The organism is Streptomyces sp. GL_141 (assembly GCF_057834385.1).
The window spans coordinates 7,382,403-7,409,036 of record NZ_CM174402.1; the positions used below are offsets into that span (position 1 = coordinate 7,382,403).

The 26,634-nt window shown below is 71.9% G+C and carries 23 protein-coding genes; 11 read left to right on the plus strand and 12 right to left on the minus strand.

Annotated elements, in window-relative coordinates:
- Window positions 1-150 precede the first annotated feature (150 nt).
- Window positions 151-1,839, plus strand: a complete 1,689-nt coding sequence (locus tag AC3IX6_RS32950) for an alpha/beta hydrolase (RefSeq protein WP_489366942.1) — start codon at window positions 151-153, stop codon at window positions 1,837-1,839.
- Window positions 1,840-1,893: 54 nt separating this feature from the next.
- Here the strand turns inward: AC3IX6_RS32950 and AC3IX6_RS32955 are convergent, their stop codons facing one another.
- The 6 genes from AC3IX6_RS32955 to AC3IX6_RS32980 form a co-directional block, all read right to left on the minus strand.
- Entirely contained in the window at window positions 1,894-2,604 is a 711-nt protein-coding gene (locus tag AC3IX6_RS32955; protein WP_489366943.1) for a lysophospholipid acyltransferase family protein, read from the minus strand.
- Window positions 2,605-2,680: 76 nt separating this feature from the next.
- Window positions 2,681-2,839: a hypothetical protein gene (locus AC3IX6_RS32960; RefSeq protein ID WP_250740168.1), complete on the minus strand. Its 159-nt coding sequence runs from the start codon at window positions 2,837-2,839 to the stop codon at window positions 2,681-2,683.
- A 32-nt stretch (window positions 2,840-2,871) separates the two neighbouring features.
- The gene (locus AC3IX6_RS32965; protein ID WP_489371632.1) at window positions 2,872-3,810 is read right to left on the minus strand and encodes a cytochrome c oxidase assembly protein; all 939 of its coding nucleotides are present in this window, start codon (window positions 3,808-3,810) and stop codon (window positions 2,872-2,874) included.
- Between the two features lie 132 nt (window positions 3,811-3,942).
- Window positions 3,943-4,971: a 6-phosphofructokinase gene (locus tag AC3IX6_RS32970; protein WP_274547644.1), complete on the minus strand. Its 1,029-nt coding sequence runs from the start codon at window positions 4,969-4,971 to the stop codon at window positions 3,943-3,945.
- A gap of 191 nt (window positions 4,972-5,162) precedes the next feature.
- Window positions 5,163-5,891: a type 1 glutamine amidotransferase gene (locus AC3IX6_RS32975; protein ID WP_489366944.1), complete on the minus strand. Its 729-nt coding sequence runs from the start codon at window positions 5,889-5,891 to the stop codon at window positions 5,163-5,165.
- 19 nt (window positions 5,892-5,910) lie between these two features.
- Entirely contained in the window at window positions 5,911-7,149 is a 1,239-nt protein-coding gene (locus tag AC3IX6_RS32980) for a Mur ligase family protein (RefSeq protein ID WP_385371792.1), read from the minus strand.
- A 132-nt stretch (window positions 7,150-7,281) separates the two neighbouring features.
- On the opposite strand from AC3IX6_RS32980, the gene def reads away from it, so the two are divergent.
- Window positions 7,282-7,845, plus strand: a complete 564-nt coding sequence (def, locus tag AC3IX6_RS32985) for a peptide deformylase (RefSeq protein ID WP_489366945.1) — start codon at window positions 7,282-7,284, stop codon at window positions 7,843-7,845.
- 111 nt (window positions 7,846-7,956) lie between these two features.
- Here def and AC3IX6_RS32990 read toward each other — a convergent pair whose 3' ends face one another.
- Window positions 7,957-8,601, minus strand: a complete 645-nt coding sequence (locus tag AC3IX6_RS32990; protein ID WP_489366946.1) for a TetR/AcrR family transcriptional regulator — start codon at window positions 8,599-8,601, stop codon at window positions 7,957-7,959.
- 196 nt (window positions 8,602-8,797) lie between these two features.
- Between AC3IX6_RS32990 and AC3IX6_RS32995 the strand changes: the two genes are divergently transcribed.
- Window positions 8,798-10,027 (plus strand): acyl-CoA dehydrogenase family protein, encoded by a 1,230-nt coding sequence (locus AC3IX6_RS32995; protein WP_274547641.1) that lies wholly within the window; start codon window positions 8,798-8,800, stop codon window positions 10,025-10,027.
- Window positions 10,028-10,143: 116 nt separating this feature from the next.
- Here the strand turns inward: AC3IX6_RS32995 and AC3IX6_RS33000 are convergent, their stop codons facing one another.
- Entirely contained in the window at window positions 10,144-10,581 is a 438-nt protein-coding gene (locus AC3IX6_RS33000; RefSeq protein ID WP_489366947.1) for an SRPBCC family protein, read from the minus strand.
- 155 nt (window positions 10,582-10,736) lie between these two features.
- Here AC3IX6_RS33000 and AC3IX6_RS33005 point away from each other — a divergent pair, with 155 nt between their 5' ends.
- Window positions 10,737-10,922: a DUF5999 family protein gene (locus AC3IX6_RS33005; protein ID WP_489366948.1), complete on the plus strand. Its 186-nt coding sequence runs from the start codon at window positions 10,737-10,739 to the stop codon at window positions 10,920-10,922.
- Window positions 10,923-11,086: 164 nt separating this feature from the next.
- Here AC3IX6_RS33005 and AC3IX6_RS33010 read toward each other — a convergent pair whose 3' ends face one another.
- Both AC3IX6_RS33010 and AC3IX6_RS33015 read right to left on the minus strand, forming a co-directional pair.
- Window positions 11,087-13,072, minus strand: a complete 1,986-nt coding sequence (locus AC3IX6_RS33010; protein ID WP_489366949.1) for an ATP-binding protein — start codon at window positions 13,070-13,072, stop codon at window positions 11,087-11,089.
- 203 nt (window positions 13,073-13,275) lie between these two features.
- Entirely contained in the window at window positions 13,276-14,280 is a 1,005-nt protein-coding gene (locus AC3IX6_RS33015) for a fibronectin type III domain-containing protein (RefSeq protein WP_489366950.1), read from the minus strand.
- Between the two features lie 249 nt (window positions 14,281-14,529).
- Between AC3IX6_RS33015 and AC3IX6_RS33020 the strand changes: the two genes are divergently transcribed.
- From AC3IX6_RS33020 to AC3IX6_RS33050, 7 genes are all read left to right on the plus strand, one after another.
- Complete coding sequence (locus AC3IX6_RS33020; RefSeq protein WP_489366951.1) at window positions 14,530-16,167, plus strand: ABC transporter substrate-binding protein; 1,638 nt, start codon at window positions 14,530-14,532, stop codon at window positions 16,165-16,167.
- Between the two features lie 38 nt (window positions 16,168-16,205).
- The gene (locus tag AC3IX6_RS33025) at window positions 16,206-17,171 is read left to right on the plus strand and encodes an ABC transporter permease (protein ID WP_489366952.1); all 966 of its coding nucleotides are present in this window, start codon (window positions 16,206-16,208) and stop codon (window positions 17,169-17,171) included.
- Window positions 17,164-18,048 carry an ABC transporter permease gene (locus AC3IX6_RS33030; protein WP_489366953.1) on the plus strand — a complete coding sequence of 295 codons (885 nt, stop codon included), beginning with the start codon at window positions 17,164-17,166 and terminating at the stop codon, window positions 18,046-18,048. Before AC3IX6_RS33025 ends, AC3IX6_RS33030 begins: the two co-directional genes overlap by 8 nt.
- A gap of 92 nt (window positions 18,049-18,140) precedes the next feature.
- Window positions 18,141-19,046: an ABC transporter ATP-binding protein gene (locus AC3IX6_RS33035; RefSeq protein ID WP_489371633.1), complete on the plus strand. Its 906-nt coding sequence runs from the start codon at window positions 18,141-18,143 to the stop codon at window positions 19,044-19,046.
- Window positions 19,039-19,698, plus strand: coding sequence for an ABC transporter ATP-binding protein (locus tag AC3IX6_RS33040; protein ID WP_489366954.1), 660 nt, complete (start codon window positions 19,039-19,041; stop codon window positions 19,696-19,698). The genes AC3IX6_RS33035 and AC3IX6_RS33040 overlap by 8 nt, the downstream gene beginning before the upstream one ends.
- A 100-nt stretch (window positions 19,699-19,798) precedes the next feature.
- Window positions 19,799-19,993 carry a hypothetical protein gene (locus AC3IX6_RS33045; protein ID WP_274547633.1) on the plus strand — a complete coding sequence of 65 codons (195 nt, stop codon included), beginning with the start codon at window positions 19,799-19,801 and terminating at the stop codon, window positions 19,991-19,993.
- A gap of 155 nt (window positions 19,994-20,148) precedes the next feature.
- Window positions 20,149-21,717, plus strand: a complete 1,569-nt coding sequence (locus AC3IX6_RS33050; RefSeq protein ID WP_489366955.1) for a hypothetical protein — start codon at window positions 20,149-20,151, stop codon at window positions 21,715-21,717.
- A gap of 18 nt (window positions 21,718-21,735) precedes the next feature.
- Here the strand turns inward: AC3IX6_RS33050 and AC3IX6_RS33055 are convergent, their stop codons facing one another.
- Both AC3IX6_RS33055 and AC3IX6_RS33060 read right to left on the minus strand, forming a co-directional pair.
- Window positions 21,736-22,899 (minus strand): PP2C family protein-serine/threonine phosphatase, encoded by a 1,164-nt coding sequence (locus AC3IX6_RS33055; protein WP_489366956.1) that lies wholly within the window; start codon window positions 22,897-22,899, stop codon window positions 21,736-21,738.
- 96 nt (window positions 22,900-22,995) lie between these two features.
- Window positions 22,996-26,463, minus strand: a complete 3,468-nt coding sequence (locus AC3IX6_RS33060; RefSeq protein ID WP_489371634.1) for a M28 family peptidase — start codon at window positions 26,461-26,463, stop codon at window positions 22,996-22,998.
- Window positions 26,464-26,634: the final 171 nt, after the last annotated feature.

Consider the following 26,634-nt stretch of genomic DNA (forward strand, 5'->3'; position numbering starts at 1 on the left):
TTTCCGGATATCGGGTTGGCAAAGAACCGCCCCGCGCTCTGTCGCCCGCTCCTGGTCAGGCGGAAGTATCCCCAGCACATGCCGACGCACATCCACACCGGCACGAACCACGCCGCCCACGGCGGCAGATGACGCAGGGGGAACAACCACGTGATACGCAACGCGGTGCTGGGGAGCGCCGCCACTCTGGTCACCGGCACGCTGGCGGCGAGCCTGCTGCTCGCCCCGTCGGCGTCGGCCTCCTCGACCTTCTCGTCCGGCCCCTCCGGTCGCGACAACCCGATCGCCGAGGCGTTCGGCACCCAGATCGCCGCCGCCCGTGCGGCGCGCGCCGGGATCGACTGGAAGGACTGCCCGCCCGACTGGGGCTTCGCGGCGCCCATCCAGTGCGGCTTCGTGAAGGTCCCGCTGGACTACAGCAAGCCCTTCGGCAAGACGATCGAGCTCGCGGTCGACCGCGCCGTCAGCACCGGCACCAAGGAGGAGCGCCAGGGCGCGCTCATCTACAACCCGGGTGGCCCCGGCGGCTCCGGCATGCGCTTCCCGCGCCGCATCACCACCAAGAGCCCGCTGTGGGTGAACACCGCGAAGGCGTACGACTTCGTCGGCTTCGACCCGCGCGGCGTCGGCCACTCCGCGCCGATCTCCTGCATCGACCCGCAGGAGTACGTCAAGGCCCCCAAGGCCGACCCGGTGCCGGACAGCAAGGCCGACAAGGACGCCCAGCGCAAGCTCGCCGAAGAGTACGCGGACGGCTGCAAGGAGCGCAGCGGCGAGATGCTGCCGTTCATGACCACGCCGAACGTCGCGCGTGACCTGGACGTCATCCGAGCCGCCCTCGGCGAGAAGAAGCTGAACTTCCTCGGCGTCTCCTACGGCACCTACATCGGCGGCGTGTACGCCACCCTGTTCCCGACACACGTGCGCCGCATGATCGTCGACAGCGTGGTGGACCCGTCCCGCGACAACATCTGGTACGAGGCCAACCTCGGCCAGGACGTCGCCTTCCAGATGCGCTGGAACGACTGGGAGGACTGGGTCGCCAAGAACGACGCCTCCTTCCACCTCGGCACCACCCGCGCCGAGGTCGAGGCCAAGTGGCTGAAGCTGCGCGCCAAGGCCAAGGCCAACCCGCTCGGCGGGATCGTCGGCCCGGCGGAGCTCATCGGCTTCTTCCAGAGCGCCCCGTACTACGACTCCTCCTGGGTGCCCGTCGCCCAGACCTGGGCCGCCTACGAGGCCGGTGACGAGCAGGCGCTGATCGACGCCATCGCCCCCGACATGAGCGACATCCAGGGCAACGCCTCGGCGGAGAACGGCAACGCGGTCTACACCGCCGTGGAGTGCGCCGACGCCAAGTGGCCCACCAGCTGGTCCAAGTGGGACCGGGACAACACCAAGCTGCACGCCCAGTACCCCTTCATGACCTGGGCCAACGCGTGGATGAACCTGCCCTGCGCCACCTGGAAGTCCAAGCAGCACAACGCGATCGAGGTCGGGGTCGGCGCCCACCGCGGCCTGCCGCCGGTGCTGATCGTTCAGTCCGAGCGTGACGCCGCCACCCCGTACAAGGGCGGTGTCTCGCTGAACAAGCGGCTCGCCGGCTCGCGTCTGATCACCGAGCAGAACGCCGGCTCGCACGGTGTCACCAACCTGGTGAACCCCTGCATCAACACCCGGGTCGACACCTACCTGCTCACCGGCAAGGTCGACGCCCAGAACGTGACGTGCGGTCCGCACGCCACTCCGGTGGCCCCGGCCCCCGTCTCCGCCAAGCTCGTAGCCCCGGCCCCGGCCGCCGACAAGCAGGCGATCGACGAGCTCCCGGCCATCCGCTAGCCGGACCGGGCGGGCAGCGCCCCGCCCGGCCCACGGCACCGCACGGGAGAAGGCTCAGCGCGTCCTGCGCCGGGCCTTCTTCCGTGCTTCCTCCGCTTCCGCCTTGACCTCGGCGGCGTACCGGTCCACGTACTCCTGGCCGGACAGGGCGAGGACCTCGTACATGATCTCGTCGGTGATGGCCCGCAGCACGGCCCGCTCGCCCTCCATCCCCTCGTACCGGGAGAAGTCCAGCGGCCGCCCGAAGCGGATCGTGACCCGGCGGATGCTGGGGATCTTCTGCCCGGGCGGCTGGATCTCGAAGGTTCCGACCATCGCGCACGGGATGACGGGCACCGCGGCGCCCAGCGCCATCGCTGCTACTCCGACCTTGCCTTTGTACAGCCGCCCGTCGTGTGAGCGGGTGCCCTCCGGATAGATGCCGAGCAGCTCGCCCTTGGACAGCACCCCGAGCCCCTCGCGGAGCGCCGCCTGACCGGCGTCCTTGCCGGAGCGGTCCACCGGGATCTGTCCGGCGCTGCGGAAGAAGGCGGCCGTGAGCCGTCCCTTCACTCCCGGTCCGGTGAAGTACTCGGCCTTCGCGAGGAAGGTGATGCGCCGCTTGAGGATCGCGGGCATCAGGAAGTGGTCGGAGAAGGAGAGGTGGTTGCCCGCGATGATCGCGGCCCCGTCCTCCGGAATGTTCTCCAGTCCTTCGATGCGGGGCCGGAACAGGAGCCGCAGCAGCGGCCCCAGGATCACGTGCTTGAGCAAGTGGTAGAACACCAAGCGGCTCCCGTCGACGTCCCGTGGTCACGGACATCCTACGGACGGTCAGCCCGGGGACGGAGGGGGCGTCGGCTCAGGTACCGCCCGAGGCCGCCATGCCCGCGGTGAGCAGCCCCAGCACGACCCAGCCGAACCACAGCCAGCCGTTGCTTCCGAGGGCCACGGAATACGTGGCGATCGCCACCAGAGAGGCGAAGGTCATCACTGCCATCGCCTTCACGGATCCGGTCATGCCCCATGGTGGCGCCTCAGGGTGCTCCCGCGCTACTGGCCACGCGCTTGGAGCGAGGCGAGATACGAGTTGTAGGCCGCCAGCTCCTGGTCCCCGTTGCGGTCCTCGGACCGGTCGGAGCGCTTCGCCGCCCGCTGTTCCGAGTGGTACCACTGGTAGACCAGCGCGATCAGCACCAGCACCGAGGGGATCTCGCTGAAGGCCCAGGCGATGCCGCCGCCCCACTGCTGGTCGAGCAGCGGGTCGATGCCCAGGGAGGCCGGCGGGTTCGCGTACGTCTTGATCATCGGCTCGCTGGCCATCATCAGCGCGATGCCGAAGAAGGCGTGGAAGGGCATTCCGGCGAACAGCTCCAGCATCCGCATCACGTAGCCGGGGCGGTGCGGGCCCGGGTCCACGCCCATGATCGGCCAGAAGAAGACGAGGCCGACGGCGAGGAAGTGCACCATCATCGCGATGTGACCGGTCTTCGACCCCATCAGGAAGTCGAAGAGCGGGGTGAAGTACAGGCCGTAGAGGCTGGCGATGAACATCGGGATGGTGAACACCGGATGGGTGATCACCTTCATGTACCGGCTGTGCAGGAGCATCAGCAGCAGCTCGCGCGGCCCCTTGTGGCCACGGGCCGCCGGCGGCAGCGCGCGCAGCGCCAGCGTCACGGGCGCGCCCAGCAGCAGCAGGATCGGGCTGAGCATGCTGATCACCATGTGCTGGACCATGTGCACGCTGAACATGACCATGCCGTAGTCGTTCAGCTTGGTGCACATCATCAGGGCCACGCTCAGCACGCCGATGGTGAAGGCGAACGTCCGGCCGACCGGCCAGGCGTCCCCGCGCCGGCGCAGCCGCACCACGCCCCACCCGTACAGCGCGAGGCCGAGGAGCGAGCCGATCAGGAAGAAGGCGTCGAAGGAGAACTCCAGCCCGCGCCCGAGGGTGAAGGGCGGCAGGTCCATGTCGTGCATGTCCATGCCGTCGTGCGCGAGGTAACTCAATCTCTTCACTCCCTTGACCCGTGGTGCCCCACCACAGTAATGCCGCCCCCGGACGGGAATCGTCCGGGGGCGGCCATTACGGGAGTGACACGGAGAAAGGGGGAAAGATCACAGGACGTTCTGCGCCTCGGCGTACCGCTCGGACGGGACCGTCTTCAGCGTCTGCACCGCCTCGTCGAGGGGGACCATGACGATGTCCGTGCCGCGCAGCGCCGTGAGCATCCCGAACTCGCCCCGGTGGGCCGCCTCCACCGCGTGCCAGCCGAAGCGGGTCGCCAGGACGCGGTCGTACGCCGTGGGGGTGCCGCCGCGCTGGACGTGACCGAGGATGACCGGCCGGGCCTCCTTGCCGAGGCGGTCCTCCAGTTCGACGGCGAGGCGGTTGCCGATGCCGGCGAACCGCTCGTGGCCGTACATGTCGGTGCCGCCGCTCTCCAGGGCCATCGAGCTGCCCTCGGCGGGCTTGGCGCCCTCGGCCACGACGACGATCGCGAAGCGCTTGCCCTGCTCGAAGCGTTCGCCGACGATCGCCGTCAGCTCCTCGATGTCGAAGGGGCGCTCCGGTACCACGATGGCGTGCGCGCCGGCCGCCATGCCCGAGTGCAGGGCGATCCAGCCGGTGTGACGGCCCATGACCTCCACGACCATCACGCGCTGGTGGGACTCGGCGGTGGTCTTCAGCCGGTCCAGCGCCTCGGTGGCGACCCCGACGGCGGTGTCGAAGCCGAAGGTGACGTCGGTGGAGGCGATGTCGTTGTCGATCGTCTTCGGGACGCCGACGATGGGCAGACCGCCCTGCGAGAGCAGGTTCGCGGCCTTCAGGGTGCCCTCGCCGCCGATCGGGATGATGGCGTCCAGGCCGAGATCGGCGACGTGGCCGCGGGCCCGCTCCACGCCGTCGCGCAGATGGGCGGGCTGGACCCGGGAGGAACCCAGAATCGTTCCGCCACGGGCCAGGATGCCGCTCACGGCGTCCAGGTCGAGCTTGCGGTAGTCGCACTCCAGCAGGCCGCGCCAGCCGTCGTGGAAACCGATGACCTCGTCCCCGTGGTCGACGACGGCGCGGTGCACGACGGAGCGGATGACGGCATTGAGGCCGGGGCAGTCGCCTCCGGAAGTGAGCACACCTATGCGCATGGCAGGGAGGACCTTTGCAACGTGGGCCGACGACCGGACCACGTCGTCCGGTTGGAACTACCCAGCACCCTACAAGCGGATCGAGGGTGGACTGAACCATCCTCCACATGCTGGTCAGATCAGTCGTACGAAAACACGTCGGCCCGGACCCCAGCAGGGGAATCCGGGCCGAACAGCGGGTGCCGCGGGGGCTACGCGGGCTGCGTGGCCGCCGCGATCCGCTCGGCGCGCAGCGCCTCGTACCAGCGGTCGTCGATGGGCGGCAGCGCGTTCACGTCGAGGGCCAGCTTCAGCAGCAGGTCCGCGATCTGCGGGTTGCGCGCCAGCACGGGACCGTGCATGTACGTGCCGAACACCGTGTCGTTGTACGCGCCTTCGGTGCCGTCACCGGTGCCGTTGCCGCGGCCCATCGTGACCCGTGCGAAGGGCTTGGCCGTCGGGCCGAGGTGCGTGACGCCCTGGTGGTTCTCGAAGCCGGTCAGCTGAGGCAGACCGAGCCGCGGGTCGATGTCCCCCAGCACGTCGCCGACGCAGCGCTCGCCCTCGCCGCGCACGGTCACCACGTCCAGCAGGCCGAGGCCCTGCTGGCGCTCGCCGACGTCGTTGACGAACTCCTGGCCCAGGATCTGGTAGCCGGCGCAGACGGAGAAGACGATCGCCCCGTTCGAGACGGCGCGCTCCAGACCGCCGTCGCGCAGCAGCCGCTCCGCGGCCAGCCGCTGCGGCCGGTCCTCACCGCCGCCGATCAGGTAGATGTCGCCCGAGGTCGGGATCGGCTGGTCGCTGCGCACGTCCACGCGCTGCACGTCCAGGCCGCGCCGGCGGGCCCGGCGCTCGACGACCAGGGCGTTGCCCTGGTCTCCGTACGTGCTGAGCAGGTCGGGGTAGACCCACACCAGACGCAGGCTGTTGTCGCTCATGCTCTTGTCCTTACGGGTACTAGTTGCCGACGCGGCGGCGCACGTCCTGGAAGGCGGTGTAGTTGGCGATCAGCTCGATCTGTCCGGGCGGCGCCAGCTGCACGGCCTCGTCGAGGGTCTCGCACACCCGGAAGTCCAGGCCGGCGACTTCGAGGCGGACCGCGAGGTCCAGCTTGCGGTCGCCGATCACGAAGATGGGGTGGCCGGCCAGGCGCGGGTAGTCCACGTCCCACAGCCACGAGGTGTCGGTACCGTCCGCACCGCGCGCGTTGACCGACAGGATCACCGGGGTCGGCGGCGGGTCGATGAGGGAGAAGGTCTCCAGCCAGCCGGCCGGGTTCTTCGCGAGCAGCAGCCGCAGTTCGCGGCCCTGGAAGCTCACCACGTCGTAGCGTCCGGCGACGGCCTGCACCTGGTACATCCGCTCCAGCGCCACCTGCGGCGGAACGCCGAAGACGGCTGCCACGGCGGCCGAGGTGGCCGCGTTGGCCTTGTTGGCGCGGCCCGGGAGCTGGAGGCTGATCGGCCAGGCGCTGCCGTGCGGGTCGAGCACGTGGTCACCGGAGAGCACCCAGCTCGGGGTGGGACGCCGGAAACCGCACTCGCCACAGAACCAGTCGTCGCCCGGACGCTGCATGACGCCACCGCAGGAGGGGCACGACCAGGCGTCGTCCTTCCACTCCTGGCCGGCGGCGACCCACACCACGTTCGAGGAGGAGGAGGCGGCCCACACGATCAGCGGGTCGTCGCAGTTCGCGACGACGACCGCCTTGGAACCCGAGAGGCCCTCGCGCCACTTCTCCGCGAGCATGCGGGTCTCGGCGGCGCGGTCCAGCTGGTCGCGGGAGAGGTTCAGCAGGGCGATCACCTTGGGGGTGACGTCCCGGGCCACTCCGGCCAGGTACTTCTCGTCCACCTCGATGACGCCGTAGCGGGCGTCCGAGCCGCCCGCCAGGGCGGAGGTGATGCCCGCGGGCATGTTCGCGCCCAGTGCGTTGGAGACGACCGGACCGCTGGCCCGCAGGGCCTCCGCGATGAGCCGGGTCGTCGTGGTCTTGCCGTTCGTCGCCGAGACGAGGACGACGTCGAGATGCTGCGCCAGCGCGCCGAGGAGATCGGGGTCGAGCTTGAGCGCGACCTTGCCTCCGATCACCGATCCGCTTCCGCGTCCCGCGGCCCGCGACACCGCCGCCGCGGCCTTGCCCGCCGTCACGGCCAGCTTGGCCCGCGGCGAAAGCGGCTCTGTGTTGCCTGCCATCGTCCCTTGTCCTCCTTGCGTCGGTCGCCCCCAGCCTATCCATGACCTGCCCGCGCCCCGACCGCGGCGCCCCCGGTCTGCCGAAGATCTCCTCATATAGTCGCCCGTCGTGGCCGTCGTAGGCTTACCGCCATGCGACAGCGTTCCCTCCCCGGTACCTCCGGCATCGTCCGCACCATGAGCCTGCTGGGCGACCCGGTGCTCCATTCCGCTTGCGCGGAGGTCACCGAGTTCGGCCCGGCCCTCGACCGGCTCATCGAGGACATGTTCGCCACGATGTACGCCGCGCAGGGCGTGGGCCTCGCCGCGAACCAGATCGGCGTCGGGCAGCGGGTGTTCGTATACGACTGCCCCGACGACGAGGACGTCCGCCACGTCGGGCACATCGTCAACCCGCGGCTGGTGTCCGCCGAGGGTGACGAGTTCGCGGGCCCCGAGGGATGCCTGTCCCTGCCGGGGCTGGAGGCGTCGACGGTCCGCTTCGACGAGGCCGTCGTGGAGGGGTTCACCTCGGACGGAGCGGCGGTGCGGGTGGCGGGGACCGGGTTCTTCGCGCGGTGCCTGCAGCACGAGTGCGATCACCTCGCGGGGGCGGTGTACGCGGAGCGTGTGACCGGGCTGCGGTCGCGCAAGCTGCGGCGGCAGATCCGGAAGACCGACTGGGGTGCGGCCGGGATCCACGCGCTGGGTGAGTGAGGGCCCGGCGGGGCCGGGGCCGGGGCCCCGGGGCTCTGCCCCGGACCCCGCGCCTCAAACGCCGGCGGGGCTGGATGTGCCCCGGTCGGCGCCGGGTGTGACCGGGTGGGCTCAGAAGCCCGGGCCGTCCGCTCGGTTGCCGGCTGTGGCCAGGCGGCCCCAGAGGAGGTCGGTGAGCGCGCTGACGAGTTCCGTGCGGGCGCAGGGGCGTTCGCCGAGCCACCAGTCGCCCGCCGCGTGCATCATGCCGACGATGCCGTGGCCCCAGACCCGGGCCAGGCGTTCGCCGCCGGGGCCGAGGTCGACGCGTTCGCCGATCACCTGGGCCAGTTCCTCGCCGAGGCGGCGCAGCAGCGGGGCCGAGTGCAGGCCGACGTCGAAGCCGCGCTCCGGGGCCTGGGAGTCCTCGGCCGGGTGCATGAGGAAGCGGTAGACCTGGGGGCGGGCCTCGATCGCGGCGAGATAGGTGTCGAGGGTGGCCTCCACCCGGCTGCGCCGTTCGGCGGGGGCGTCGAGGGCCGCGCGCAGCGAGTCGAGCAGGGCGTCCGTGTGCCGGACGGCCAGGGCCTGGTAGAGGCCGGCCTTGTCGCCGAAGTGGCGGTAGAGGATGGGCTTGGTGATCCCGGCCTCCGCCGCGATGGCGTTCATGGACGCCTTGGGGCCGTCCCTGAGGACGACCCGGTCGGCGGCCTCCAGCAGCTCCCGCCGCCGGCGCTCGGCCGCTCCCGGCTCGCCGGACTGCCGTGTGGTCTCCATGCCGTGTCTCTCCCCGCCCTTGCGATGTCCTTCAGGCCCACGCAACGTAACACCCCGCACACCCTGGTGATCTCATCGGCGGTCCGTCATCGCTGCTGCTTGACAGTGCTTACCGGCCGGTAACAGACTGGAGTCGGCGTAAGGGTTACCGTTGGTAACCGCTTGTTGGGCAGGCGAGACGAAAGCTGGAGGGGACATGGCGGAGTTCACCATGGAGCTGAACGACGACCAGAAGCAGGTGCGGGACTGGATCCACGGCTTCGCCGCCGACGTGATCCGCCCCGCGGCCGCGGAATGGGACGAGCGCGAAGAGACTCCGTGGCCCGTCATCCAGGAGGCCGCCAAGGTCGGCATCTACTCCCTCGACTTCTACGCCCAGCAGTTCTTCGACCCCACCGGCCTCGGCATCCCGATGGCCATGGAGGAGCTGTTCTGGGGCGACGCGGGCATCGCGCTGTCGATCGTCGGCACCGGACTCGCCGCCATCGGCGTCGTCGCCAACGGCACCGAGGAGCAGATCGGGACCTGGATCCCGCAGATGTACGGCACCCCCGACGACGTGAAGGTCGCCGCCTTCTGCTCCTCCGAGCCCGACGCCGGCTCCGACGTCGGCGCGATGCGCACCCGCGCCGTGTACGACCAGGCCACCGACGAGTGGGTGCTCAACGGCACCAAGACCTGGGCGACCAACGGCGGCATCGCCAACGTCCACATCGTGGTGGCGGTCGTCGACCCGGAGCTGGGGACCAAGGGGCACGCCTCCTTCATCGTGCCGCCGAACACCCGGGGCCTCTCCCAGGGGCAGAAGTTCAAGAAGCACGGCATCCGCGCCTCGCACACCGCCGAGGTGGTGCTGGAGGACGTACGGATCCCCGGTTCCTGCCTGCTCGGCGGCAAGGAGAAGCTGGACGAGCGGCTCGCGCGGGCCCACGAGCGGGCCAAGGCGGGCGGCGGGGAGCGAGTGAAGAACGCGGCCATGGCCACCTTCGAGGCCTCCCGCCCCGCCGTCGGCGCCATGGCGGTCGGCACGGCGCGCGCCGCGTACGAGGTGGCGCTGGACTACGCGAAGACCCGTACGCAGTTCGGCCGGCCCATCATCGACAACCAGGGCGTCGCCTTCCAGCTCGCGGACATGCGGACCTCCATCGACGCGGCCCGGCTGCTGGTGTGGCGGGCCTCCTGGATGGCGGTCGCGGGCAAGCCCTTCACCTCGGCCGAGGGCTCGATGTCCAAGCTGTTCGCGAGCGAGACCGCCAAGAAGGTCACCGCCCAGGCGGTCCAGATCCTCGGCGGCAACGGCTTCACCCGCGAGTACCCGGTGGAGCGCATGCACCGCGACAGCGCGATCTACACGATCTTCGAGGGGACGAGCGAGATCCAGCGCCTGGTGATCGCGCGCACGCTCTCGGGCATGCCGATCCGCTAGCGCGGGGCTGGAGCGGGGAAGGGGCCCGGGGCCGCCGCGTGGCGGCCCCGGGCCCCTTCGCGCGCGGTGCCGTGTCCGGCGGGCCCTCGGGGCGCCCGGGGGCCCGGCTGCCCCGTTCAGGGGCGCAGGAGGGCGTCCAGGGCGCGGGTGAAGAAGAGGCGGGCGGCGGCCGCCACGAGGGGGTCGAAGGGGCGGCCCAGGCCGCGTACGCGCAGTTCCTCGCGCCATTCGGCCTCGCAGCCGCCCCGGGGTGAGGGGCGCAGCTCGATCTCCGCCCGGCCGAGCACCACGCGCCCGTGTTTGACGAGCCGGACCAGTCCCGCCGAGCCGCCCCGAGGGGGCTGCCAGAGGGTGACTTCCATGGGGTCGTCGAAGGTGATGCTCCCCACGCCCGTACGCATGGTGAAACGCGTGCCGGTGTGCGTGGGAGGCGGCGTTTCGATGATCGCCCGGGTGAGCGGGACGGCCGCGCCGTGGCGTTCCCAGTCCGTCAGCCTCCTCCACGCCTCCCCGGGGTCGAGAAGTGTGTGCCGAATGATCCGGATAGCGGGCATGAGCGCATCGTAAGCGGGCATACACACCCTGAACTGGGCGGCGAATATGGGTTCCGTCCGGGGGTGGCGATCAGTAATACTCACCGCCACCGTGGATCGCGGATTCGACCGGGTGACCACCGGCCTTCCCGCCCCACACTGCGAGGAGGTGCGCCATGTGCTCCCACCAGCCCCCCTGCCCGTCCGCCGAAAGCGTCGATCATGACGCCGCACGCACCGTGGCCTTCCACCCCGAACAGGGCTGGAACCTGCTCTGCAACGGCGCCGTCGTATTCGACGACACAGGTGAACTGCTCCCCGACGGCCGCACGGTGGAACCCCGCCGCCCGGCCCTTGTTTGAGCGAGGAGGCAGCATGCGCCAGCAGCTGATCCGAAAGCCCGTTCCGAAGCCCGCACCCCGAGACCTGGATCTGCGCACACCGTCGGGCAGACCCCTCCCGTACTGACGGGAGCCCAGGAGTTACACCACGGCGCCACCGGCCCGGCCCCCGCACGGGGTGGGCCTCAGCCGGTGGACGCCGCCGCGCCGCCCAGGAAGGCGCTCTCGTACGCCTCGTCGCCGATCGCTGCCCTGGCCTGCCGTTCGCCCTGGTCGCGCAGGGCCGTGAGCGACGGGGAGCCCATCTGCGGCCGCCCCACCGTGCGCCACCAGGCGTGCCCCGTGCCCAGCAGCCGGGCCGCCAGCTCGCCGTCTCCCAGGGCCGCCACCGCCGCCGCCAGCAGGTCGAGACCGAGCGCGATCCCGAAGCGGTCGCCCAGCAGCCGTTTGCCCGAGAGCATCGCCCGCGCGTGCCGGGCCGCCTCCCCGTGGTGGCCGAGCCCGAACGCCGCCACGGCCAGGATGTAGTCCGCGTACGCCCGCAGCCAGCGCTCGCCCAGCTCCGCACAGGCCTCGCGCAGACCCCGCGCCTCCCGCTCGGCCTCCTCGAAGCGCCCGAGGTCGCACAGGGCGTAGCCGGTGGCCAGCCGGCACAGCAGCCAGCCCACGCCGCTGGGTCTCCCGCCGTGGCCCCCGCGCGCCCGGGGGCCGGCGAGCGCCAGGGCCCGTGCGGGATCGCCCGGCATCAGCACCGCCACCGCGTGCAGGTACGCGGCGCGCAGCTCCGGCTCGGGGTCGGCCAGCGTGGCCGCGGCGCCCGTGCACGCCTTGCCGAGCTCCTCGGCCGTGGCCAGGTCGCCCTGGAGCAGGTTGGTGAGCCCCAGGGCCCACAGGGCCTGGACGTACGCGGCCCCCGACCGCGGGCCCCGGCTCAGGGCCCGTTCCAGGAAGGACCGGCCCTCGTCGACGTGGCCGCAGGAGAACCAGAAGAACCAGAGCGCGCCGGCCGTCTCCAGGGCCGCCGTCGGGTCCGAGCGGAGCAGGTGCTCCAGGGCGGTGCGCAGCTGCGCGTGCTCGGCGGTCATCCTGCGGTACCAGTCCACCTGGCCGGGCCCCATCCAGCCCGGGTCGGCGGCCTTCGCGAGCGCGGCGTACCAGTGGGCGTGCCGGTCGGCGACGACCCGCTCCTCGCCGAGCTCCGCCAGCCAGTCCTGCCCGTACTCGCGGATCGTGTCCAGCAGCCGGTAGCGGGCGCCCGCGCCCCGTTCCCGGCTGCACCGGACCACCGACTTCGCGACCAGGCCCGCCAGCACCCGCTCCACCCGCGCGGCGGGCAGGGGGCCGCCCGAGCACACCGCGCGCGCGGCCGCGACGTCGAAGTCCCCGGTGAAGACCGAGAGCCGGGCCCACAGCAGCCGCTCGACGGGTTCGCACAGCTCGTGGCTCCAGCCGATGGCGGTGCGCATGGTCTGGTGCCGGGGGAGCCGGGCGGTGGTGGTGCCGGACAGCAGGTCGAAGCGGCCTTCGAGGCGCAGGGCCATCTGCTCCAGGGTCCAGAGCCGCATCCGGGCGCCGGCCAGTTCGAGGGCGAGGGGGATCCCGTCCAGACGGCGGCAGATGTCCGCGGCGAGGGCAGCCCGGTCCGGGTCGGCGAAGGCGGACGCGGCCTGCGGGGTGGCGGCGAGGGCGCGGGCCCGGAACAGCGCGAGGGCGTCGCTCTCGGGCCCGTCGCTGGGCAGCGGGCTGACCTCGACGAGGTGCTCCCCGGGGGTGCGCAGCGGCTCGCGGGTGGTGATCAGCACCGTCAGGCCCGGGGCGGACTGCAGGAGTTCGCCCACCAGGTGCCGGCAGGCGGCCACCAGGTGCTCGCACGTGTCGAGGACGATCAGCAGTTCCTTGTCGGCCATCCACGCGCACAGTTCCTCGTCCAGGGGGCGCGGGGACTGGTGGGCGAGGCCGATGGTGTGCGCGACGGTGGCGGTGAGCAGGTCGGCGTCGCGCAGCGGCGAGAGCTCCACCCACCACACGCCGTCGGGCCTGCGCTGGCGGGGGTCGGCGGCGGCCCGCAGGGCCAGCCTGGACTTGCCGACGCCGCCGACGCCCGTGAGCGTCACGAGCCGCCGCTCGCGCAGCAGGTCGGACAGGAGGCCGAGTTCACGCTCACGACCCACGAAGCTCGCCGTTTCCGGCGGAAGGTTTCCCGGCACGGCGCCAGAGTCTGGTGCAGGATCGCCGTCCGCGGAATCTGCCTGATTGTTGTTGACCGAGTACTCACCGAACACGGGAGTATTCTGCGCGATCTTCTTTCTCCGTAGTGCCGTTCGGGCCACATCGGAACGAACGGATGGTCAGGAACTGCTCCGCGGCCCGGGGTTCAGGAGGCCAGTGCGACCCGATGTTCGGCGGAGAAGGCCCCCCAGCTGCCGTCGGGCAGCCGCGCCCGGAGCTTCACGGTCCATACGGTTCCGGGCGGTTCGGCGACCGTGAGGCGGTGCTCCGCCCGCCCGGCCGGGACCGCGCCCGCGCCGAACTGGATGACGGTGGTGGGGCGGCCGTTGACGTACAGCTCGTACTCGCTGGTCTCCCGGCCGGTCGCCGGGGGCGTCCAGGCGAGGGTCACCTCGCCCGGTGCGGCGGTCGCGGTGAAATCGCCCGGGGCGGTGCCGGTCCGCTGCCCGGGCCCGGGCGGGGTGGTCACGTCGGCGGCGGGGCCGGCGGGGGAGGAGTTGTCGGCTCCGTCGCGGGCCCGGACGGTGAAGGTGTACACGCTGTCGGGCCGGAGGTCCTCCAGGACCGTGGTGGTGACGCCGGGGCCGACCGTGTGGATCCGGGCGTCGCCCTGGTAGACGTCGTACGCGGTGACGCCCGTGTCGTCGGTGGCCGCGGCCCAGGTGAGCCGGGCGGAGGTGGGCCCGAGGGCCTGACCGGCCGTACGGGGCGGCGGGGTCGGGGGCAGCCGGTCCTCCGCCTTGGCCGCGGGGGTGGTGGCCGAGGCCGTCGCACCGGCCGGGGAGGTGTTCCCCGCGGCGTCCCGGGCGCGCACCGTGAACGCGTAGGCCGTCTGCGGGGCGAGGTCGGTGATGTCCGTCATCGTCTTGTCGGCGGGCAGCTCACGGATCAGGCGGTCCGCCTGGTAGACGAGGAAGGAGGTCACCCCGTCGGCGGGCGCGGGCGACTGCCACATGACGTGCACGGTGGTGGCGCTGCCGGCCTGGGCCGTGAGCCCGGCCGGGGCCGCCGGGGGCTTGGTGTCGGAGGCTCCGCAGGCCGTCAGTGCGGCCGCAAGGGCCAGGGCGAGGGCGGGAGTCGTTCCCCATGCGTGCCGCCGCCGGGAGCCGCTGTGCGGGTGCCGTGCGGTGCTCGGTGCGGGGTCGTGCACGGCGGGCGCCCTCTTCTTCCGGTGCGGTTCGGGTCTTCCGGTTCCTCGGGTCTTCCGGTTTCTCCGGTTTCTCCGGTTTCTCCGGGTCTTCCGGCTCCCCGGAAAGGTCTAGACATATATGGCATGCTCCGCGGCGGCCGGGCAAGACCCCTGCGCCGCCCCTTCCCGCCGGCGGTGCCCGGTTCGTGTCCTCCCGCCCCCGTCTGGCATTATTGCGAGCTCTTTGCAATAACAAAGGAAGTGCACCAGATGAAGGCCCGGACCGTACGGGGAATGGCCGGGACGACCGCGGCCGCGGTGATCGTCGCGGGCGCGGCGGCCTGCTCGAACCCCGGGGGAGGTGCCGCGGCGGGCGCCGGGGCGGCCGACTCCGCCGTGGTCGGCATAGCCACCGAGCCGGAGAGCCTCAGCCCGCTGCTGGGCTACGGCAAGGACGGCAACTCGAAGATCTTCGACGGACTGCTGGCGCGCGACGCCGACATGAAGCTGAAGCCCGCGCTGGCCGAGGCCCTCCCGCAGGTCTCCGCCGACGGGCTCACCTACACCTACGCGCTCCGCAAGGGCGTGCGGTTCAGCGACGGGCGGCCCTTCGGGGCCGAGGACGTCGTCTTCACCTACCGGACGATCCTCGACGCGAAGACGAACAACGCGTCCAAGTCCGAGCTCGACGCGATCGCGGACGTCACGGCGCGGGGCGACGACACCGTCGTCTTCACCCTGAAGTACCCCTACGCCCCCTTCGCCGAGCGGACCGTCCTGCCCATCGCCCCCGAGCACCTCGCGGGCGGACAGGACGTCAACAGCGGCGAGTTCACCACCAAGCCCGTCGGCACCGGACCGTACGTGCTCACCGCCTGGTCCAAGGGCGAGAAACTGAGCTTCAAGGCCAACCCGACCTACTGGGGCGGCGAGCCGGCGGTGAAGAAGTTCACCATGGCGGTCATCAAGGACGACGACGTACGCGCCACCCGGCTGCGCTCCGGAGAGCTGGACGGGGCCGTCCTGCCGCCGAACCTGGCCAAGGGGTTCGCGGCCGGCAAGGGCGACAACGGCGGCAAGGGCGATGCGGCAGGCAAGGCGTGGAAGACCTATGCCGCCAAGACCTTCGACTACCGCAACGTCACCCTGCCGACCGAGAACCCCGTCACCGGTGACACGGCCGTCCGCCAGGCCCTCGACATCGCCGTGGACCGCGCCACGATGGTCGACAAGCTGCTGGAAGGCGCGGGCAAGGCCGCCTACGGCCCCGTCCCGACCGGCAGCCCGTGGTTCACTGCCGGCACCGAGCGCCCGTACGACCTCGCCCGGGCGAGGAAGATCCTCGACGACGCCGGCTGGGTCCCCGGCGCCGACGGCATCCGCGCCAAGAACGGGGTCCGCGCCGCCTTCCCGCTCTGGTACACCACCGGCGACAAGATCCGCCAGGAGCACGCGCTGGCCTTCGCCTCCGACGCCAAGAAGGCCGGCATCCAGGTCACCACCGAGTCCGGCAGCTGGGAGGTCATCGAGCCCCGGATGCGGACCGACGCCGTCCTCGCGGGCGGCGGCTCCCCGGCCGACCCGGACTTCGACCAGTACCTGACCCTGAACTCCGCGCTCGCGGGCGACGGCTTCAACAACATGGCCCGGTACGACAACCCGGCCGTCGACAAGGCGCTGCTCGAAGGCCGCCGCAGCGCGGACCCGGCCGTGCGCAAGGCCGCGTACGACACGGTCCAGCGCGAGCTCGTCAAGAACCCCGGCTACGTCTACCTCACCCACATCGACCACCTCTACGTCGTGGCCGACCGGTGGGACGGACCCTCCACCCAGACCGAGCCGCACGACCACGGGCTCGGAACCGGCCCCTGGTGGAACGTCGAGACCTGGAAGCCGAAGCAGAAGTGAGCCGTCCCCACCGCCTCCACCGTCTCCCGTGGGGGCCGATGGCGCGCATGGCGGGGCGGCGGACGCTGTTCGCCGGGCCGGTGCTGGTCGTCGTGACCTTCGGGGTGTTCGCTGTCGCCGCGCTGTCGCCCTTCGACCCCGTCAAGGCCTACGCGGGCACCGCCGGCCTCACCGCCTCCCAGGCCGGCCTCGACCAGCTGCGGGCCAACCTCGGCGCCGACCAGCCCCTCCTCGCCCGCTGGTGGGAGTGGCTCACCTCGGCGCTGACCGGGGACCTCGGCACCTCCGCCGTGATGCGTCAGCCCGTCTCCGACGTCATCGCGCAGCGGCTCGGCTGGTCGGCGCTGCTCGCGCTGTGCGCCTTCGCCGTCGCCGTGCTGCTGGGCACCGGGCTCGGCGTCCTGGCCGCACGCCGGCAGGGCGGGCGCCTGGACCGGGCCGTCTCCGGGCTCGCGTACACCCTCGAAGCGGCCCCGGCCTTCTGGCTGGGCCTGCTCGCCATCTGGTTCTTCTCGGTGCGCCTGGGCGTGCTGCCGTCCGGCGGCCTCACCGACGCGGGCAGCGACGTGGTCACCGCCGGGCAGGTGGCCCGCCACCTGGTGCTGCCCGCGCTGGTCCTCGGCATCTCCCAACTGCCCTGGTTCTTCCTGTACGTCCGGCAGGGCGTGGCCGACGCGCTGGAGGAGGATCCCGTACGGGGCGCCCGCGCGCGGGGCCTGGGGGAGCGTCGGGTGCTGCTCGGGCACGGGCTGCGCTCCGGCATGCTCCCGATGCTGACCCTGATCGGGTCGCGGGTGCCGGAGCTGATCACCGGCGCGCTGCTGGTGGAGACCGTCTTCAGCTGGCCCGGCATCGCCGCGGCCACCGTGCAGGCCGCGACCTCGGTGGACTTCCCGCTGCTGGCCGCGCTGACGGTGCTGGCCACGGCGGCCGTGCTGGCCGGAAACCTGCTGTCCGACCTGCTCTACGGGCTGGCGGACCCGAGGGTGGGCTTCGATGGCTGACACGACGACGGCCGGAGCGGTGCTCTGGCGGTCCCGCGGGCGCGACCGGAGCTCCACCCGGACCCTGCGGGTGCGGATCTCGGCGGTGATCGTCGTGCTGATCGCGCTGGCGGTGCTGCTCGTGCCGCCGCTGGTCCAACTCGACCAGCAGGCGGTCGACTTGTCGGCAAAGCTGCTGCCGCCCTCCTGGGCCCATCCCTTCGGCACCGACGACGTGGGCCGCGATCTGCTGCTGCGCTGCGTGTACGGGCTGCGCGTCTCCCTGCTGGTCGGGCTGGTGGCGGCCCTGGTCGCCACCGTCCTCGGCACGGCGGTCGGCGCGCTCGCCGGAGCGCTCGGCGGGTGGCCGGACCGGTGCCTCATGCGCGTGGTGGACGCGCTGTCCTCGATCCCGCACCTGCTGCTCGGCATCTTCATCGTGGCGATGTTCCGGCCGGGGGTGTGGCCGGTGGTCGTCTCCGTGGCCCTGACCCACTGGCTGTCCACGGCCCGCATCGTCCGCGCGGAGGTGCTCTCGCTGCGCTCGCGGCCCTATCTGGACGCGGCCGTCTCGGGCGGCGCCTCGCGGTGGCGGGTGACCGTACGCCACCTCGTGCCCGGAGTCCTGCCGCAGGCCGGGCTCGCCGCCGTACTGATGGTCCCGCACGCCATGTGGCACGAGTCGGCCCTGTCCTTCCTCGGCCTCGGCCTGCCGGCGCACCAGGCGAGCCTGGGCAACCTGGTCCAGACGGCCCGCGGTTCGCTGCTCGCCGGCGACTGGTGGCCCACGCTCTTCCCCGGGCTCCTCCTGATCGTCCCGACCCTGGCGATCGCCGGCCTCGCGGGCGCCTGGCGCGAGCGCCTCAATCCCCGCCGCCGCTCGGAGCTGACGCTGTGAAGACCCCCATCCCCGCGGCGCCGGTGCCGGTCCCGGAGCCGGGCTCCGCCCGGCCCGTACTCGCGCTGGACCGGCTCTCCGTGCGCTTCCGCATGCGCGGCGGCCGGTACGTCGAGGCCGTCACCGACGCCACCCTCGCCCTGGCTCCCGGCGAGTGCCTCGCCCTCGTCGGCGAGAGCGGCTGCGGCAAGTCCGTGCTCGCCTCCGCCCTGCTCGGCCTGCTCCCCGGCAACGCCGAGACCGCGGGCTCGGCCCGGCTCGCCGACGGGACCGACCTGCTCGCCCTCGACGAGCGCACCCTCGCCCGGACCGTCCGGGGCCGCCGCGTCGCCCTGGTCCCGCAGAGCCCCGCCGCGCACCTCACACCGGTCCGCACCATCCGCTCCCACCTGGAGGAAACGGTCCGCGAGCTGACCGGCACGTTCCGAAAGGGACGGTCCAGGGCGGAACTGCGGGACGCCGCCGAAGCGGCGGCCGAGCGGGCGGCCTTCCCCGCCACCCACCTCGACCGCCATCCCCACGAACTCTCCGGCGGGCTCGCCCAGCGCGCCGCCACCGCGCTCGCGCTGATCGGCGAAGCACCCCTGCTGCTCGCCGACGAGCCGACCACCGGCCTCGACCGGGACCTCGTCCACCGCACGGTCGACGAGCTGCGCGCCCACACCCGGGAGGCCGGCCGGGCGCTGCTGATGATCACGCACGACCTCGCGGCGGCCCACCGGATCGCCGACACCGTGGCCGTCATGTACGCGGGCCGCATCGTGGAGACGGCCCCCGCCGGATCCTTCTTCGGCGCTCCGGGCCCCCGCCACCCCTACGCGCGCGGCCTCCTCGACGCCCTCCCCGAGCGGGCCTTCACCCCCATCCCGGGCGCCCCGCCCGAACTCGGCGCGCTCCCGGCCGGCTGCGCCTTCGCCGCCCGCTGTCCGCGCGCCGATTCCCGCTGCCGGGCCGAGCGGCCATCGCTCACCGAAGGGGTGGCCTGCCACCATGCTTGAGCTCACCGGCATCACCGCCGGCTACGACCGCCGCACCCCCGTCGTCCGCGGAGCCCGCCTGAGCCTCGCCCCCGGGGAATCCCTCGGACTGCTCGGCCCCAGCGGCTGCGGCAAGTCCACCCTGGCCAGGGTCGCCGCGCTGCTGCACCGGCCCGACCGGGGGACCGTGGCCTTCGACGGCCGCGCCGTGGCCGGCTTCCGGCACCGGGCACCGCGCGCCCTGCGCACCTCGGTCGGCATGGTGTTCCAGCAGCCCCGGCTGGCGGCGGACCCCCGGCTCACGCTGCGCGAGCTCGTCGCCGAACCGCTCCGGGCGACCGGCCGGCGCGGCGAAATCGACGCCACCGTCCCCGGGTTGGCGGACCGGGTCGGCCTGGGCGCAGACCTGCTCGGCCGCCGGCCGCACGAGGTGAGCGACGGGCAGCTCCAACGGGCCTGCGTGGCGCGGGCCTTGGTGCTGAGACCGCGCTGGCTGGTGTGCGACGAGATGACCGCCATGCTCGACGCGTCGACCACCGCCGCGCTGGTCGGCGTAGTGGAGGAGTACCGGGCGGAGTCCGGTGCGGGCCTGCTGGCGGTGGGGCACGACGCCGTACTGCTCGGGCGCTGGTGCGGGCGAACGGCCCACTGGGACGAGATCGTCAAGGACTGAACGCCGGTCACGGACCGTCAACACCCGTTTGGCGGACACGGGTTTCGCCCGAAGGGCCCTCCCGCTGCGCCACCATGGCGGCGCGTAAGGAGGTGTTCCGATGGTGATCTCCCTCTCCGTCCTCGTCCTGCTCCTCGTCCTCGCGTGGATCTTCCTGCGCGGTGGCGGCCTCAAGCTGTCGCACGCGCTCGTCTGCGTCCTGCTCGGCTTCTACCTCGCGAGCAGCAGCCTCGCGCAGACCATCCACAACGGGGTCTCGGCCACGGCGAACGTGGTCAGCGGCTTCAAGCCCTGAAACACCGCGAGTTGATCAACTGTTGCGCCTTCGTGAATCATCCGGCTCTTCCATGGACTCCTCAGGCAGTGCGATCTAGCGTCTGGCCCCGGCGCGATGTCAGACGCAATGTCAACAAAGACCGAGGGCAACCGAGGTCAAGGGAGGAAGTCCGGATGTTCCGAAGAGCGCTGAACTGCGCCGCGGCACCCGCTCTCGCCGCATGTGCGGTGTTGTACGGGGTCGCGCCGGCCGCTGCCGAGGAGATACCCCTGGCCCCGGGCCACCGCCTGGTCAGCCATTACGACGGCGCCCCGGCCGCGGCGGCGCCGCTGCCCGGCGAGGCCCCGCCGCAGCACCCCTTCCTCGCGCCGAACGGCCGCAGCGGCATGCACTCCGACGCGGCGGGCAGTGCCACCTCGCCCTGGTCGGGACCGCTCGGCAAGAACCCGGAGGTGACCAGCGAGAAGATCGCCGCCCTCGGCGGCGAATGCGCCACGGCCACCTTCGACTCGGGCGGCCGGCCGGTCACGGTGTGCGGCACCTTCGGCGGCTTCAAGGTCAAGCTGCTGGAGCCCCGTACGCTCGCCACGCTCGCGGAGTACCAGCTCCCGCAGCGTTCCTCGACGGTCCAGGCGATCACCTCGCTCGACTTCTCGAAGATCTTCAAGGACACCTCGGGCGGCGCCTACTTCTACCTGGACAACCAGGACCGGGCGGTGCTGGCGGATTCCCGCCAGCACATCCTGAGGCTCTCGCACGTACAGAAGCCGGACGGATCCTGGACGTTCGAGGTCGACAACGACTGGGACCTGACCGGCCAGGTACCGCACGACTGCGTCGACTGGACCAACCTGTGGCCCACCGGCACCTGTGACCCCGTCACCTCGGTGATGCCCGACTGGAACGGCCGCATCTGGTGGGTCACCCGCCAGGGCCGCGTCGGCACCGTGGACCCGGCGACCTCGGTGATCCGCTCGATCCGGCTGGCGGGGGAGGAGATCCAGAACTCCTTCTCGGTGGGCGAGGACGGCGTCTCCATCGTCACCGACCACGCGCTCTACAGCTTCACCGCCTCCGCCGACGGCACCCCCGTCGCGCAGTGGCGCCAGACCTACGACCGGGGTACGGGAACCAAGCCCGGCTCGGTCAACCAGGGCTCGGGCACCACCCCGGACCTCTTCGGCAACGGCTACGTCGCGATCACCGACAACGCCGACGACCGGATGAACGTGCTGGTCTTCAAGCGGGGCCTGGACGTGCCCGAGGGGCAGCGGCTGGTGTGCAAGGTCCCGGTCTTCGGATCGGGCGCCTCGACCACCGACAACTCCCTGATCACCTGGGGCAACAGCATCGTCGTCGAGAACAACTACGGCTACGAGAACGTCACGTCGCTGGTCCTCGGCAAGTCGGTCGTCGGCGGCGTCAGCCGCATCGACGTCCGCGCCGACGGCAGCGGATGCGACACGGTCTGGCAGAGCGCGATCCGCTCGCCCTCCGTGGTCCCCAAGCTCTCCACCGCGAACGGGCTGCTCTACTTCTACGAGAAGGAGCCGAACTTCTGGGGGATCGACGCCTGGTACCTCACGGCCGTCGACTTCCGCACCGGTGAGCGCCGCTGGCGTCAGCTGACCGGCACCGGCCCGCTGTACGACAACAACTGGGCCCCGATCACGCTGGGCCCCGACGGGACGGCCTACGTCGGCGTCTTCAACGGCATCGTCGCGGTCCGCGACGGCGGCTGAGTCACCGCGGCGGCTGAGTCATCGCGGGGACCCGTCCACCGGACGGGTCCCCGCCCGGGGCAGCCGGCCGACGCGCTCGATGGCCACCATCGCCGCGTCGTCGCCCAGGAGGCCGTTCGGCGTGTGGGCGAGGAGGTCCGCGCACAGATGGCGCAGGAGGGCCTCCGGGCCGTCGCCGGGCCAGTCCGCGGCCCGCTCCGGCAGGGGGTAGAAGGCCCCCGACGCATCACGGGCCTCGATGACGCCGTCCGTGTACAGCAGGACCACGTCCCCCGGCTCGAAGGCGAAGGACTGCGGGGTGAACCCGGTGTCCACGAATTCGGACAGACCCAGCGGCGGAGCCGGATGGTCCACCTGGAGGGGGACGACGCGGCCCGCGCGCAGCAGCAGCGGCGGCGGGTGCCCGCAGCTGACCACCCGCAGGGACGGCTCCCCGTCGGGAATGTCGACCACGGCCGCGGTGGTGAACCCCTCGTCCGGCCGGCCGGGGCCCGCGGAGCCGTCCGCGCCCCGGTCCGGGTCGGCGGCCACGGCGGCCTCCAGGTAGGCCACCAGCCCCGGCAGGTCGGCCTCCAGGTGGGCGGCGGCCCGGAAGGCGCCGAGGACGACCGAGGCCTCTCCGACCGCCTCCAGCCCCTTGCCGCGGACGTCGCCGATGATCAGCCGGGTGCCGTCGGCGGTACGGGCGGCCGCGTACAGGTCGCCTCCGATCTGCGCCTCGGCCTGCGCCGACAGGTACACCGAGGCGATCCGCAGCGGGCCCATCCGGTCGCGCAGCGGTCGTAGGATCACCTGCTGCGCCGCGACCGCCACGGAACGCAGCTGGGTGAGCTGCCGCTCGTGCACCTCGCGCAAATGTGCGAAGAAGGTGACGAAGGCGGAGATCAGGACGAGGGCGATGATCTGGAAGGTGTGGTTGAGGTCCGTCAGCGAGGTGCGGGCGATGGCCACGCCCACCTGCGCGAGGACCGCCACGGCGCCCACGCACCCGGTCGTGCGCGGTCCGGCGAAGGAAGCGGTGAGGGCCGGGGCGGCCACCAGGAAGGGGCCCAGGTGGACCTCCGGCGGGGCCAGGACGTCCACCACCGTGACGATGGCGATCAGCAGGAACGGCACCGCGAGCAGCACCGCGCGCGATTCCCGGAACCGGCTGGTGCGTGGGTGCGGCGCTGAGGGGGCCATGCCTCCTGCATACACCGCGCACGGCCGGGCGGCACCCGCTCCGGCCGTGTGGCCGGGGCGGGTGCCGCCCGTGTGGTGTTCAGGGTGCCGGGGGCGTCAGCTCACCTGGAGGGTGACGTCGTCCACGACGAAGGAGGTCTGCAGGGAGGCGTCCTCCAGGCCCTGGAACTTCAGCGTGACCGTCTGGCCCGCGAACTGGGAGACGTTGAACGTCTTGAGCTGGTAGCCCGCGGCCGCGTTCACGTTGGACAGGGTCGCCAGCGTCTGGCCGCCCACCGAGACGGTGAAGGTGTCGTAGACCGTGTTCTCGGTCTCGGCGGTGTCGATGTGCAGGTAGAAGCCGAGCTGGTACGAGGAGCAGCCGGTCGGGATGGTCACGGACTGGGAGGCGTTGTCCGTGCGGGTCGTGCCGTAGCCGTTGAGCCAGGCCTTGTACGTGCCCCCGTGCGGGGTCTGGCCGGCCTGGTTGGTGATGACGTTCGAGGTGGTCGTCCACGGGGTGGTGCCGCTCTCGAACCCGCCGTTCGCGACGAGCTGGCGCGGGGTGCAGGAGGGGCCGGTGCCGGTGACGGTCAGCGTGTAGGTGGTGGTGTGGCTGACCGAGCCGGCGCCGGTGACGGTCAGGGTGTAGGTGCCGGGCGCGGTGCTCGCGCCGACCTGGACTTCGAGCGTCGAGGAGCTGCCCGACTGGACCGAGGCGGGGCTCAGCGAGGCGGTGGTGCCGGCGGGGGCGCCGGTCACCGACAGGGCGACGGTCTGGGCGGCGCCACTGGTGGTCGCCGTGTTGATCGTGGAGCTCGCGCTGCCGCCCTGGGCGGCGCTGCCGGTGGCCGGGGAGGCGCTGATCGAGAAGTCCGGGCCGGGGGTGGTGCCGCCGACGGCCTGGTTCCAGACGGTGTAGGCCACGCCGTCCGCGCTGCGGTCCAGGACCGTGGCGCTGATGTTGTTCGTGGTGTCGCAGGAGGCGTGGTAGCAGGGGTCGTACGCCGCGTTCGCGGTGCCGCCCCACTTCGCGGCCTGCGCCGAGGTCTTGCGGGCGCTGGCACCGGAGGCGTAGCCGGAGGTGGCGATGCCGCCCTGCTGGAAGGAGTAGTCGTCACTGCGGCCCTGGCCCTCGGTGTTCTCCTCGGGAGCGAGGTTCAGCGAGGTCCAGTAGGCCTTGAGCGGGGCGGCCGCCGTGGAGTTGACGTTGTTGATGAAGTAGCCGCCGTTGGTCGAGCCGACCATGTCGAAGTTGTAGTAGGCCTTGATGGCCGACTTCTGGGTGCTGGTGAGCTGGTTGACGTAGAACTTCGAGCCGTTGAGGCCCTGCTCCTCGTCGGTCCACCAGGCGAAGCGGACGTGCTTGGTCATCGTCGGGTTCTTCTGGGCGAGGACGAGCGCGTTCTCCAGCAGGGTCGCGGAGCCCGAGCCGTTGTCGTTGATGCCCGGACCCGCCGAGACGCCGTCGAGGTGCGCGCCGAACATGATCGTCTGGTCGGCGGGGCCGCCGGGCCAGTCGGCGATCAGGTTGTTCGACGGGTAGGTGCACGAGCTGCAGTACTGCTCGGTCACCGTGTATCCGGCGGCCTGCAGCTTGCCCTTGACGTACGCCAGCGACGCCGTGTAACCGGCGCTGCCCGCACGGCGGTTGCCGCCGTTCTGGGAGGCGATCGTGTTGAACTGCGTCAGGTGCGCCTGGACGGCGGCCACGTCGATGTTCGGCGCGCCGGGGTTGGGCGTGGTGCCGCCGACGGTGAGCGCGTAGTCGACGGTGTGCGCGAGGCTGGTGCCCTGACCCTTGACCACGACGGTCGAGGATCCCGGAGCCGCGCTGGAGGAGGCGGTCAGCGTCAGCGTCGAGGACTGGCCGGACTGCACGGTGGCCGGGCTGAAGGAGGCGGTGACGCCGGCCGGGAGGCCGGACGCGGTGAGGGTCACCTGCTGGGCCGTGCCCGTGGAGATGGCGGTGGCGACCGTGGTGGTGGCCGAGGCGCCCTGCTGGACGGTGCCCGAGGACGGGTTCAGCGCCAGCGAGAAGTCACTCTCCTGGCCGCTCGGGGTGCAGGTCGGGTCGGCGGCCTGGGCGGGCACGCTGATGGCGTCCCAGGCGCCCTTGGTCTTGTTGAACAGGTTGCAGGTGCTGTCCAGCGACTTGGCGGAACTCAGCGTCGCCGTCCGGTACTTCTTGTAGGACATGCTGGAGGTCTTCAGCAGCATGCCGCCGTAGAAGATCTTGCCGGCGTTCTGGATGCCCACCCCGGTCAGCGTGGACTGGTTGCAGGTGCTGCTGTTCGGCTTGCCGCCGCCCGGGCTGGTGCCCTCGGCGAGCAGGTAGAACCAGTGGTTCATCGGGCCGGCCGCCGCGTGCACCTCGGTGCCCGGTATGGAGGAGCTGTAGCAGGCCGGGTCGTTGTTGACGGCCGCCGGGTTGTACATGTTCCGGATCGGCCCGCTGCCCACGAGGTTGATCGTCTCGCCGACGAGGTAGTCCGGAGTGTCGTACGGGGAGGGCTGGTTGATGTAGGCCTCGGTCAGCGCGCCGAAGATGTCACCGGTGGCCTCGCCGAGCCCGGACTCCTGGCCGCTGGTGCCGCCGGGGGTGTTGGAGTCGATGGCGTGCCCGTACTCGTGGGCCACCACGTCCACGCTGGCGATCCACTCGTTCGCGTTGTTGTGGCCGATGGTGACCGAGCTGCCGTCCCAGTACGCGTTCACGTCGTTCAGCCCGACCTTGGCCGGGAAGCTGCGGCCACTGCCGTTGACGCCGTTGCGGCCGAGCCACTGGCTCAGCATGTCCCACTGCTTCTGCGCCGCGAACATCAGGTCCGTACAGCCGGTCTCCCTGGAGGTGGGGTTGCCGGTGCCCCAGGAGTCGGTGGACTTCGAGAAGACCGTGCCGGAGCTGTAGTCGGCGCAGCTCAGGGCGGTCCGGTTCGGGTCGCGCAGGGAGTACGTGCTCCCGGAGGCCGTGGTGTCGATGGTCAGCGGGTTCGGGCCGTTCCACTTGCTGTTGCCGCTGCCCGCCACCACCTCGTCGAAGCTGTCGACGAACTTTCCGGTGCGGGCGTCCACGAACACGTGGAGCTTGCTGGGCGCCTTGGCGGTCCGCCCGATCAGGACGGTCTCCCAGGCCAGCACCGGCTTGTCGTCCTTGATCTTGACGACGAGCCGGCTGCTCTCCACCTTGTCGGTCTTGACCTGGCGGCCGCGCGATACGGTCTCGGCGGCCTGGGCCGAGAACGACGCGGTGGTGGCCACGTCGATCACGGTCGCGGAGGCCGACTGGAGGGCGCGTACCCGGCCCTGGCCGTCGGCGAGGACGACCGCGTCGCCGCCGACGACCGGCAGGCCGCGGTAGCTGCGCTCGTACGCGACGGAGTAGAGGTCCTTCACCCAGGGGGTGACCAGGCGCCGGTCGTACTGCTGCTGCGGGGAGTTGACCAGGCTGTCGAGCCCGCTGCGCACGGCCGCGTCGGCCGCGGCGACGGCCCGTTCGGCAGCGGTGGGCGGGAGGGGATCCGCGTTCTGCGAGGCGGTGGCGGTGGTGGCCAGCGTGCCGGCGAGGCCCGTGGTCAGCACCATGGCCGCGAGGGCGGCCAGCCATCTGGTGGGCTGCAAGAGTCCACTCCGATCGTGTGGGGGGATGGAACGGGGCGGGGAGGTGTGCGAAAGGCGGTCTGGCGTTCGCGGCCGAGTATGGGCGTGTCCATGACGGGATCGGGACATCCCTGCGGGCATAAGACCGGCGTTATG